This is a genomic window from Dietzia sp. B19, from assembly GCF_014145155.1.
In the GTDB taxonomy this organism is placed as follows: domain Bacteria; phylum Actinomycetota; class Actinomycetes; order Mycobacteriales; family Mycobacteriaceae; genus Dietzia; species Dietzia natronolimnaea.
The window spans coordinates 1-1267 of record NZ_JAALED010000474.1 but is presented as its reverse complement, the minus strand read 5'-3'; the positions used below and the strand labels follow the sequence as shown (position 1 = coordinate 1267).

Genomic DNA, 1267 nt, shown 5'->3' with positions numbered 1-1267 from the left:
GGGCCCGCACCCCACCACGAGGACATCGGTCGAAGCGGGAGGTCGCGGCCGTGGGTCCATGCGCTCCATGGTGGCAGGTCCGCGCCGGACCGGTCGGCGCCGACCTCGGCCGGGGTGGGGTGCCGCAGCCCCCGGGTGGGGACCGTAGTCTGTCGTCAGGGTCGGTCGATGCCGGTCCGCACCAGGCGACGAGGACGAATGAGGATGTCGAGCGATTCTGTGACGACCGGCACCGCTGAGACGGCGCCCGACCATGTGGTGGCGGGCGTGGACGTCGGCGACGCGGATCTCGCGGCGCTGCTGAGGGCGCGACTGGTGGAGGTCGAGGAGCTCCTGGTGAGCCGACTCGAGACCGGGGAGGACTTCCTCACCGAGGTCGCCCTGCACCTGGTCACCGCCGGCGGGAAGCGCTTCCGGCCCGTCGTCACCCTGCTCACCGGAGAGCTCGGTCCGGAACCCGACCGCGAGCGCCTGGTCAAGGCCGCCGTGGTGTGCGAGATGATCCACCTGGCCACGCTCTATCACGACGACGTGATGGACGAGGCGGCCGTGCGCCGCGGCGTGGAGTCCGCCAACAGCCGCTGGGACAACTCCACCGCGATCCTCGCCGGCGACTTCCTCTTCGCCCATTCCTCCATGCTCCTGGCGGACCTCGGCCCGGCCGCGGTCCAGCTCATCGCCCAGACCTTCGCGGAACTGGTCACCGGGCAGATGCGGGAGACGGTCGGTCCGGGCGACGGCGGGGACGCCGCCGACGCCGCCGGTCACTACCTCCGCGTGATCTGGGAGAAGACCGGGTCGCTGATCGCGGCCGCCGCCCAGTTCGGCGGCGAGTACTCCGGCGCCTCCGACGAGCAGATCCAGAGTCTGCGACGGCTGGGAGACGCCGTGGGGATCGCGTTCCAGATCGCCGACGACATCATCGACATCGCCTCTCCGTCGTCCGACTCGGGCAAGACTCCCGGGACCGACCTGCGCGAGGGTGTGCACACGCTGCCCATGATCTACGCGCTCGAGGCCGGTTCCACCGACGGCGACCGCCTCCGTGAACTGTTGGCGCAGCCGCTGACCGACGACTCCGAGGTCCACGAGGCCCTGGATCTCCTCCGCGCCTCCGAGGGGATGCGGCGCGCGCGGGCGACGCTCGAGCAGTACGTGGCGGACGCCATGGCCGAGCTGGACGTGCTGCCCGCCGGTCCCGCGAACGAGGCGCTGCGGCGGCTGGTCCGGTTCACCGTCGACCGCGTGAGCTGACCGCCGCGCCGGG

Annotated in this window: 1 protein-coding gene; it reads left to right on the top strand. The window is 72.0% G+C overall.

The genetic code is table 11. The annotated features are described in order from the left end of the window. Positions 1 to 204 precede the first annotated feature (204 nt). On the top strand, positions 205 to 1254 hold the full coding sequence (locus G6020_RS13170) for a polyprenyl synthetase family protein (protein WP_179523186.1): 1050 nt from the start codon (positions 205 to 207) through the stop codon (positions 1252 to 1254). Positions 1255 to 1267: the final 13 nt, after the last annotated feature.

Excerpts from the sequence above, each read along its gene's own strand:
- G6020_RS13170 (WP_179523186.1), top strand. The coding sequence starts at position 205 with ATGTCGAGCGATTCTGTGACGACCGGCACCGCTGAGACGGCGCCCGAC.